Origin of the sequence: Micromonospora sp. ATCC 39149, from assembly GCF_000158815.1 — a bacterium.
Taxonomy (GTDB): Bacteria; Actinomycetota; Actinomycetes; order Mycobacteriales; family Micromonosporaceae; genus Micromonospora.
Map to the genome: position 1 here is coordinate 5,675,489 of NZ_GG657738.1, position 9,265 is coordinate 5,684,753.

Annotated in this window: 5 protein-coding genes and 3 pseudogenes; 4 read left to right on the forward strand and 4 right to left on the reverse strand. The window is 76.1% G+C overall.

The window, feature by feature from the left end; genetic code table 11:
• On the reverse strand, nt 1-1,007 hold a 1,007-nt coding region (locus tag MCAG_RS24885), incomplete at its 3' end, for an aldehyde dehydrogenase (RefSeq protein WP_036377968.1).
• A 72-nt stretch (nt 1,008-1,079) separates the two neighbouring features.
• Between MCAG_RS24885 and MCAG_RS24890 the strand changes: the two genes are divergently transcribed.
• Nucleotides 1,080-2,720, forward strand: a complete 1,641-nt coding sequence (locus MCAG_RS24890) for an NAD(P)/FAD-dependent oxidoreductase (RefSeq protein WP_050778054.1) — start codon at nt 1,080-1,082, stop codon at nt 2,718-2,720.
• Between the two features lie 324 nt (nt 2,721-3,044).
• On the opposite strand, the gene MCAG_RS24895 is transcribed toward MCAG_RS24890, so the two are convergent.
• The 3 genes from MCAG_RS24895 to MCAG_RS24905 all read right to left on the reverse strand — a co-directional run bounded on the left by MCAG_RS24895 (nt 3,045) and on the right by MCAG_RS24905 (nt 5,435).
• Nucleotides 3,045-3,812, reverse strand: coding sequence for a polyprenol monophosphomannose synthase (locus MCAG_RS24895; protein ID WP_007075721.1), 768 nt, complete (start codon nt 3,810-3,812; stop codon nt 3,045-3,047).
• Between the two features lie 137 nt (nt 3,813-3,949).
• Complete coding sequence (locus MCAG_RS24900) at nt 3,950-4,951, reverse strand: SDR family oxidoreductase (protein WP_007075722.1); 1,002 nt, start codon at nt 4,949-4,951, stop codon at nt 3,950-3,952.
• 37 nt (nt 4,952-4,988) lie between these two features.
• Nucleotides 4,989-5,435 (reverse strand): SRPBCC family protein, encoded by a 447-nt coding sequence (locus MCAG_RS24905; RefSeq protein WP_036375133.1) that lies wholly within the window; start codon nt 5,433-5,435, stop codon nt 4,989-4,991.
• 312 nt (nt 5,436-5,747) lie between these two features.
• Here MCAG_RS24905 and MCAG_RS24910 point away from each other — a divergent pair.
• From MCAG_RS24910 to MCAG_RS24920, 3 pseudogenes are all read left to right on the forward strand, one after another.
• Nucleotides 5,748-7,281 (forward strand): annotated as a pseudogene (locus MCAG_RS24910) (HAD-IIIA family hydrolase); the annotation flags it as partial.
• Between the two features lie 164 nt (nt 7,282-7,445).
• A pseudogene (locus MCAG_RS24915) lies at nt 7,446-8,421 on the forward strand (glycosyltransferase).
• A pseudogene (locus MCAG_RS24920) lies at nt 8,406-9,265 on the forward strand (glycosyltransferase); the annotation flags it as partial. The pseudogenes MCAG_RS24915 and MCAG_RS24920, both read left to right, overlap by 16 nt.

Sequence of the window (9,265 nt, forward strand, 5' to 3'; positions counted from 1 at the left end):
GCCGCCGTCACCTGTCCGTGCACGTGGTCGCGGTGTCGCCGGTCGACCAGCGGCCCCAGCTCGGTCTGCGGGTCCCGCCCCGGGCCGACCCGCAGCGCTTCGGCCCGCCGCACGAGCGCGTCGACGAAGTCCTCGGCCACGTCCCGGTGCACGTAGATCCGCTCCACCGCCACGCAGATCTGCCCCGCGTTGGCGAACGCGCCCAGCGCCGCCTGCTCCGCGGCCCAGACCGGGTCGATTCCGGCGTCGATGACGAGCGGGTCGCTGCCGCCGTTCTCCAGCAGCGCCTTGGCCCCGGTGCGGGCCGCCGCCGCGGCGATCGCCCGTCCCGTGGGGGAGGAGCCCACGTGCGCCACCACGTCCACGTCGGCGCCGGCCAGCGCCGCGCCGACCTCGCCGCCGCCGGTGAGCACCGACAGCACCCCGGGCGGCAGGGCGGCGTCCAGCGCCCGCGCCAGCAGCCACCCCGTCGCCGGGGTCCGCTCGCTCGGTTTGTACAGCACCACGTTGCCGGTGACCAGGGCCGCGCCGAGCAGCCCGCAGGAGACGGCCACTGGGTCGTTCCACGGGGTGATCGCGGCGACCACGCCGCGCGGTCCGGGGGCCATGAAATCGATCGCCTCGGTGCCGCCGAGCAGCGTGCGCCCGCCCCGCACCGGGGCAAGCTCGGCGTACTGTCGCAGGGTGCCGACGCCCGCCTCGACGCCGGCCCGGGCGTCCGCGAGGGGCTTGCCCATCTCCGCGGTCACCGCCGCCGCCAACTCGTCCGTGGCGGCCTGCACCGCGTCGGCGGCCCGGTGCAGGGCAGCGGCCCGCTCCGCCGGGGCCGTCGCCGCCCAGCCGGCCGCGACGCCCCGCGCGGCCTCCACCGCCTTGCCGACCTCGTCCGCCGTCGCCACCGGCACGGTGCTGACCGGGCGGCCGTCGGCCGGATCGTGGACGACCAGCTCGCCCCCCGCGCCGCCGGCACCCCAGACACCCCCGATGAGCTGCGCAACCGTGTACATGCGGCGGTGCATCCCCCGGCCCCGGCCCGGCAAACGCGTTTCGCCCGGACCGGCCCCGGGTAGGCGGATCGGATGACCTCGACCGGCATCCCGACCGACGCCGGGGCCGGCGTGCCGAGCGGCCCGGAGAGCGCCGACGCGATCGTCGTCGGGGCGGGCCACAACGGCCTGGTGGCCGCGAACCTGCTTGCCGACGCCGGCTGGGACGTCCTGGTGCTGGAGGCGACCGGCTCGCCCGGCGGCGCGGTGCGCTCCGCCGAGGTGACGGTCCCCGGCTACCTCAGCGACCTCTACAGCTCCTTCTACCCCCTCGGGTACGCCTCCCCGGTGCTGGCCGGGCTTGGCCTCGACCGGCACGGCCTGAGCTGGACCCACGCCCCCGACGTGCTGGCCCACGTGCTGCCCGACGGGCGGGCGGCGGTGCTCAACCGGGACCTCGACGCCACCGCCGCGTCGCTGGCGGCGTTCGCGCCCGCCGACGGGGAACGCTGGCGGCACGCGTACGGCGACTGGCTCGACGTCGCCGGGCCGATGCTGGAGACGATCACCAGCCCCTTCCCGCCGGTGCGCGGCGGGGTCGGGCTGCTGCGCCGGCTGCGGGTCGGCGGCGCGCTGCGGCTGGCCCGCCGGCTCGTCGTTCCCGTCCGCAAGCTCGGCGCCGAGCTGTTCGACGGTGAGGGCGGCAAGCTACTGCTGGCCGGCTGCGCCCTGCACACCGACCTCTGCCCGGAGGAGGCCGGCTCCGGCGTGTACGGCTGGCTGCTGGCCATGCTCGGCCAGCAGGTTGGCTGGCCGGTCCCGGTCGGCGGGGCGCAGCGGATCACCGACGCGCTGGTGGACCGGCTCACCGAGCGGGGCGGCCGGATCCACTATGGTGCCCGGGTCGACCGGGTGCTCACCGCCCGGGGCCGGGCCGTGGGGGTACGCGCCGTCGGCGGCGGCGCCTGGCGGGCCCGGCGGGCCGTGCTCGCCGACGTCCCCGCCCCCGCGCTCTACCTCGACCTGGTCGGCCCGGCGGCCCTGCCGCCCCGGCTCGTGCAGGACCTGGCGCACTTCCGCTGGGACGGCTCCACGCTCAAGGTCGACTGGGCGCTGTCCGGGCCGGTGCCGTGGACCAACCCGGCGGTGGCGACCGCCGGCACGGTGCACCTCGGCGCGGACCTCAACGGGCTGACCACGTACGCCGCCGAGCTGGCCCGGGGTGAGCTGCCGCGCGACCCGTTCCTGCTGGTCGGGCAAATGAGCGTGGCCGACCCGAGCCGCTCGCCGGCCGGCACCGAATCGCTGTGGTCGTACACCCACCTGCCGTTTCGGCGCGACTGGCGGGCCGAGGACGTCGCCGCGCACGTCGAGCGGATGGAGGACGTGCTGGAAGCCGCCGCCCCGGGCTTCCGCGCCCGGGTCCTCGGCCGGCACGTCGCCGGCCCGGCCGACCTGGAACGGGGCGACCCGAGCCTGGTCGGCGGGGCGCTGGGCGGCGGCACCGCGGCGGCGTACCAGCAGCTCTTCCTGCGGCCGATTCCCGGCCTGGGCCGCGCGGACACCCCGGTGGACCGGTTGTACCTGGCCAGCGCCTCCGCCCACCCGGGCGGCGGGGTGCACGGCGCGCCGGGCGCGAACGCCGCCCGGGCGGCGTTGGCCCGCGACCGGGCGGTCACCGGCGGCCTGTACGCGGGCGTCGTCGGCGTGGCCCACCGGGCGGTCTACCGCTGAGCCGTCCGGTCTAGCGCTCAGCGTCGCCGGGCTGCGGTGCTGATCCGCCTTTGGAGCTGCCCGCGAGAACGGGGCGCTGGTGTCGCATCGGTGGTGTCGCATCGGTGGTGCGCCGATGTCGTGGCGGGCGAGGCGCGGACGCGTCGCGGACCCGCCGTCCGCGCTTTCCCCACCTGGGCGCATCGACGGGGCAGTTCCAAAGGCGGTGGGACGGACCAACCTGCCCAGCGCCCGAACCCGCCAGCGCCCGAACCCGCCAGCGCCCGAACCCGCCAGCGCCCGAACCCGCCAGCGCCCGAACCCGTCGCGGGCCCGAACGGGTGGTCAGCGTTCGATGTTGCGGTGCCGGGAGCGCAGCATGAACGGCATCAGGGCGCTCTCGATCTTGGTGGCGGTGGTCATCTTCGAGGCGCCGTCGCGGCGCTCCTCGAACCGGATCGGCACCTCCAGGATGGTGTGCCCCAGCTTCGTGGCCAGGTAGTGCATCTCCACCTGGAAGCTGTAGCCGTTGGACTGCACCCGGTCCAGCCCGATGTCACGCAGCGCGTCGGCCTGCCAGATCTTGAAACCCGCCGTGAGGTCGCGGATGCGCACCCGTAGCAGCGTATGCACGTACAGGTTGGCCCAGCCGCTGAGCGCGCGGCGGTACAACGGCCACGCCTCGTCGAGTTGGCCGCCCGGCACGTACCGGGACCCGATGACCACACCCGCCCGGGTGGAAAGCAGCGCGCCGAGCATGCCGGGCAGCGCCTCCGGCGGGTGGGACAGGTCCGCGTCCATCTGCGCCACGTACTCCGCGCCGCCGTCGAGCGCCCGGCCGATCCCGTCGACGTACGCCCGGCCGAGGCCCTCCTTGCCGGCGCGGTGCACGACCTCCACCCGGTCGGGGTGCTCGATGGCCAGCTTGTCGGCCACCTCGCCCGTCCCGTCCGGGGAGTTGTCGTCGGCGACCAGCACCTTCAGGCCCGGCAGCGGCAGCGCGAGGAGCCGTTCGACCAGGACCGGGAGGTTCCCCGCCTCGTTGTAGGTGGGAACCACGACGGTCAGGCGTGCGTCCCGCCAGGGCGCGGGCAACTGCACGGGTTCGATCATGACGGACATCCTCGGTTTGCCGACAGGTTTACCTGAGAGGGTAGCCAGTTGCCCGTTCCATGTCGTAATGGCTCCCCGTTCCGCGCGCGTGACATGCCGTGCGCAGGGCGGGAGCCGGGCCGGGTGCCAGCCGGGCCTCAGCGCAGGCGACGGGCCAGGCCGGAGGCGGCGAGGGCGACGGTGAGCAGGCCGGCCACCGACAGGGCGGGCTTGTGGGCACTCACCCACAGCGCCGCCGACCGGGAACGTGCCCGCTCGGCGAAGACCCCCTCGGCGCCGTGGTCGGTCTCGTCGTCGACCGGAAAGTCCAGGTTGTCCCGCCAGGTCGCCGGGTCGATCGGGAGGTCGGTCTGCTGGCTGTCGTACCCGTCGTGGGCCAGCTTGCGGTCGAGCAGCCCCGGGGCCACGACGTCGCCGAGCCGGGCCTTCCAGGTGGGCCCGCCGACGTTCAGCTCGCGCGGGCCGTGGTCGGCGGCCCAGAGGATCGCCCGCGCCGCGACCTCGGGCGCGAAGATGGGCGGCACCGGCTGCGGGTGCCGGGGAAGCCGGGTACGCACCCAGGAGAACTGAGGCGTGTTGATCGCCGGGAGCTGCACCATCGACAGCCGCACCCCCGGATTCTCCCGCAGCAGCTCCGCGCGCAGCGAGTCGTTGAAGCCCTGGATGGCGTGCTTGCTCGCGCAGTACGCCGACTGCAACGGGATGCCCCGGTAGGCCAGCGCCGAGCCGACCTGCACGATCGCGCCGCGCCCGCGCGGGCGCATGTGGTGCAGCGCGGCGAGGGTGCCGTGCACGGTGCCCAGGTAGTTGACCTCGGTGACCCGGCGGAACTCGGCGGCGGTGATCTCCCAGGCGGGGGCGAACACCGACACCATCGCGTCGTTGACCCAGAGGTCCAGCCCGCCCGCGTGGTGCACCAGGTCGTCGGCGGCCTGCTGCACCGCCCCCGCGTCGGCCACGTCCACCTGGTACGTCCGTACGTCCGCCGCGCCCCGCTGCCGGCAGTCCCGCTCGGCTGCGGCCAGCCCGGCCGAGCCCCGTGCGATCAGCCCCAGCCGTACACCCCGCTCGGCGTACGCCCGGGCGACCGCCCGGCCCACCCCGGCGCTGGCCCCGGTGATCATCACGGTTTGGGTCATCGCCGCCCTCCGAGCGTCGTCCGGGCGTCGTGGCCCCTCACCGGTTCGCCTTCTGCCGGGTCGCGATGTCGGACAGCCGGCGCAGCGTCTCCTTGTTGCGTTGGTGCAGCACCAGGTCGTTGAGCTTGTTGCGGACCCACCGCAGCGGGCCGGCGGCGAAGTCCTCGCCGAGGCGGACCCGCGTCGCGCCGTCGCCGACGGGTTCCAGGCTGAAGTCCACGGTCGCCTCGCCCGCCGGCCAGAGCCCCGCCTTGAGCACCAGCCGGTGCGGGGGCTCGCAGGCCAGCACGGTGGAGGCGTCCTGGAGGGAGAACGGCCACGGCCCGGCCTTGTGGTGCAGCCGTGCACCGACCCGGGGCCAGGCGTCGTCGACGTCGCGCACGTGTACCGTGCCCACCACCCAGTCGCTGTACGTCCAGCCGTCGGCGAGTACGTCGAAGACCTGCTGCGGAGGTGCCTGGATCACTTTCTCCACAATCGCCACGGCACTCCCATACCCGGATCCCGGCAGCCGCTAACGACCCGCGCGGGTTAGCTTCTCGGCGGCGGCGGGTATCGCCGCACCGGAGCCGACGCACGAGCCGGTGTCGCGGCACCGCACACGACGCCCGCCACCCTCCCCGCGCCGGGGCCTTCGACGGTGGCGGCACCGCGCCGGAGGGGAACGTTTACTCCTCGGGGCGCAGGGAACCCGCCGCGCGTGCGACGGGACCAGATGAAACCGGATCAGCGCAGGTCAGCCCGGGTCGACCCGGGTGCTGGCCGGGGCAGGTCCGGCGGTCTCCTGTTCGACGCGGTGCTGCTGGACCGCGACGGTACGCTGGTGGAGGACGTGCCGTACAACGGTGATCCGGAGAAGGTGCGCCCGATGCCGGGCGCGCGGGAGGCCCTGGACCGGCTGCGCGCCGCGGGGCTGCGGCTGGCGGTGGTGACCAACCAGTCCGGGCTGGCCCGTGGGTACTTCACGGCGGAGCAGCTCGCCCGGGTGCACGCCCGCGTCGAGGAGCTGCTGGGGCCGTTCGACTCGTGGCAGGTGTGCCCGCACGACGACGCCGGGTGCGACTGCCGCAAGCCCGCCCCGGGGCTGGTACGGGCGGCGGCGGCGCGGCTGGGCACGACGCCGCAGCGGTGCGTGGTGGTCGGGGACATCGGGCGGGACATGACGGCGGCGCTGGCCGCCGGGGCGTGCGCGATGCTGGTGCCGACGCCGGTGACCCGGCCCCAGGAGGTGGCGGCGGCCCCGTTCGTCAGCCCCACCCTGTCGGCGGCGGTCGAGGAGATCCTGCGCCGGCAGGCCGCCGTGCTCCCCGTCGCGCCCCGCGCGGCGGGCACGGTGCTGGTGGTGCGCAGCGACTCGGCCGGTGACGTCCTGGTGACCGGGCCGGGCATCCGGGCGGTGGCCGCGCACGCGCGGCGGGTGGTCCTGCTGTGCGGGCCGCGCGGCCGGGCGGCGGCGGAGCTGCTGCCCGGGGTGGACGAGATCATCGAGTGGCCCCTGGAGTGGATCGACCCGGACCCGGGTCGGGTGGACGCGGACCGGACCGGCCGGCTGGTGCAGCGGCTGGCGGCGGTGGGGGCGGACGAGGCGGTGATCTTCACCAGTTTCCACCAGTCGCCGCTGCCGCTGGCCCTGCTGCTGCGCCTGGCCGGCGTCCCCCGGATCGCGGCGATCAGCGACGACTACCCGGGCAGCCTCCTCGACGTGCGCCACCGGTCGCCGGCGGGAGTACCCGAGCCGGAGCGGGCCCTGGCCCTGGCCGCCGCCGCGGGCCACGCCCTGCCCGACAACGACCAGCCCCGGCTGCGCCTGCGCCGCGACGCGGTGCCGGCCCCGCCACCGGAACTGGACCGCCCCGGGTACGTGGTGCTGCACCCCGGCTCGACGGCGACCGCGCGGGCCTGCCCGCCCGAACTGGCCGCCCGGATCGTCCGGGCGCTCACCGGGGCGGGCCACCGGGTGGTGGTCACCGGCGGACCCGCCGAACGCGAACTGACCGCCCGGGCCGCCGCCGCCGGTGCCTACGACCTCGGCGGGCGCACCGGGCTCGCCGAGCTCGCCGGGATCGTCGCCGGCGCCGCCGCCCTCGTCGTCGGCAACACCGGGCCCGCCCACCTGGCCGCCGCGCTCGGCGTGCCCGTGGTCAGCCTGTTCGCCCCGACCGTCCCGTACGGGGCAGTGGGGGCCGTACCGGGTGCCCACGGTGCGCCTCGGCGACGCCGAGGCCCCCTGCCGGGACACCCGCGCCGCCACCTGCCCGGTCCCGGGGCACCCCTGCCTGGCCGGGGTCGACCCCGACGCGGTCCTCGACGCGCTCCGCCTCCTCGGCGTCCACGCCGACGCGACCGCCGGCCCGGCCGGTGACGGCAGCCCGGCCGGTGACGGCAGCCCGGCCGGTCCTCGTGGCGCGGCCGGTGACGGTGGCCCCGGCGGTGGGCTGGCGGGCGGTGCGCCGGCCCGGGTGGCCGTGCCGGCCGGCGGCGTCGGGAGCGGCCGCTGTACGTCCTGGTGTGGCACGTACACGGCTCCTGGACCCACGTCCTTCGTGCACGGCAGACACCGCTACCTGGTGCCGGTCACCCCCGACCGGGGCCCCTACGGCCTCGGTCGGGCCCGCACCTACCCGTGGCCGGACAACGCCGTGGAGATCACCCCCCACGAGCTGCGCCGGGCCCACGTCGACGTGGTCGTCCTCCAGCGCCCCGAGGAGTTCGACCTGGCCTGCGAGTGGCTGGGCCGGCGGGTCGGCCGGGACGTGCCGGCGATCTACGTCGAGCACAACACCCCCAAGGGCGACGTGCCCAACACCCGACACCCGATGGCCGACCGCGACGACCTGCTGCTCACCCACGTCACCGGGTTCAACGAACTCTTCTGGGACAACGGCGCCACCCGCACCGCCGTCGTCGAACACGGCGTCGTCGCGCCCGGCGTCGAGTGGACCGGCGAACTCGACCGGCTCGCCGTCGTCATCAACGAACCGGTACGCCGCTGGCGGGTCACCGGCACCGACCTGCTGCCCCGCTTCGCCGAGCTGGCCCCCCTCGACGTCTTCGGCATGGGGGTGACCGGCCTGGCCGACCGGCTCGGGCTGCCCGCCGACCGGGTCGCCAGCCACGACGACGTCCCCCAGGAGCGGATGCACGCCGAACTGGGCCGGCGGCGGGCGTACCTGCACCTGTGCCGGTGGACGTCCCTCGGGCTCAGCCTCATCGAGGCCATGACCATCGGCATGCCCGTCGTCGCGCTCGCCACCACCGAGGCGGTGGTGGCCGTGCCGCCCGAGGCCGGTGCGCTCTCCACCCGGGTCGACGACCTGCTGGGGGCTGCCCGCCGGTTCCTCGACGACCCCGAGGCAGCCGGGCAGGCGGGCGCGGCGGCCCGCAAGGCCGCCCGGGACCGCTACGGCCTGGAGCGTTTCCTGGCCGACTGGGACCGGCTGCTGGAGGAGGAAGTATGCGCATCGCGATGATCTCGGAGCACGCCAGTCCACTCGCCGTCCTCGGCGGCGAGGACGCCGGCGGCCAGAACACGCATGTCGCGGAGCTCTCCGCCGCGCTTGTCGCCGCCGGTCACGACGTGCGGGTGTACACCCGCCGCGACGCGGTGGAACCTGCCGGTGACCGTCCGCGCCCCCGACGGGTACGACGTGGTGCACGTGCCGGCCGGCCCGGCCGAGCCGGTGGCCAAGGACGCGCTGCTGCCGCACATGCCGGCGTTCGGCCACTGGCTGGCGCAGCGGTGGCGCGCCGGCGACTGGACGCCCGAGGTGGTCCACGCCCACTTCTGGATGAGCGGCCTGGCCGCGCTGGCCGCCGGCCGGCGGACCGGGGTGCCGGTGGTGCAGACGTACCACGCCCTCGGCACCGTGAAGCGGCGGCACCAGGGCGCCCAGGACACCAGCCCGCCCGGCCGGATCCGCGACGAACGGGAGCTGGGCCGGGCCGTCGACCGGGTGGTGGCGCAGTGCCAGGACGAGGTCGGCGAGCTGGTCCGCCTCGGGGTGCCCCGCAACCGGATCACCGTCGTCCCGTCCGGGGTCAACCTGGCCACCTTCGCCCCGCTCGGCCCGGCCGCCGATCGGGACCCCGGCCGGGCCCGCGTCCTGACCGTCGGACGGCTGGTGGAACGCAAGGGCTTCCAGGACGTGATCCGCGCGATGTCCCTGGTGCCGGACGCGGAGTGCGTGGTGGTGGGCGGCCCGCCCGAGGGGCTGCTGGAGACCGACCCGCACGCCCGACGGCTGCGGGCCCTCGCCGAAAAGTGCGGGGTCGCCGACCGGGTGCGGCTGGTCGGCGCGGTGCCCCGGGAGGAGA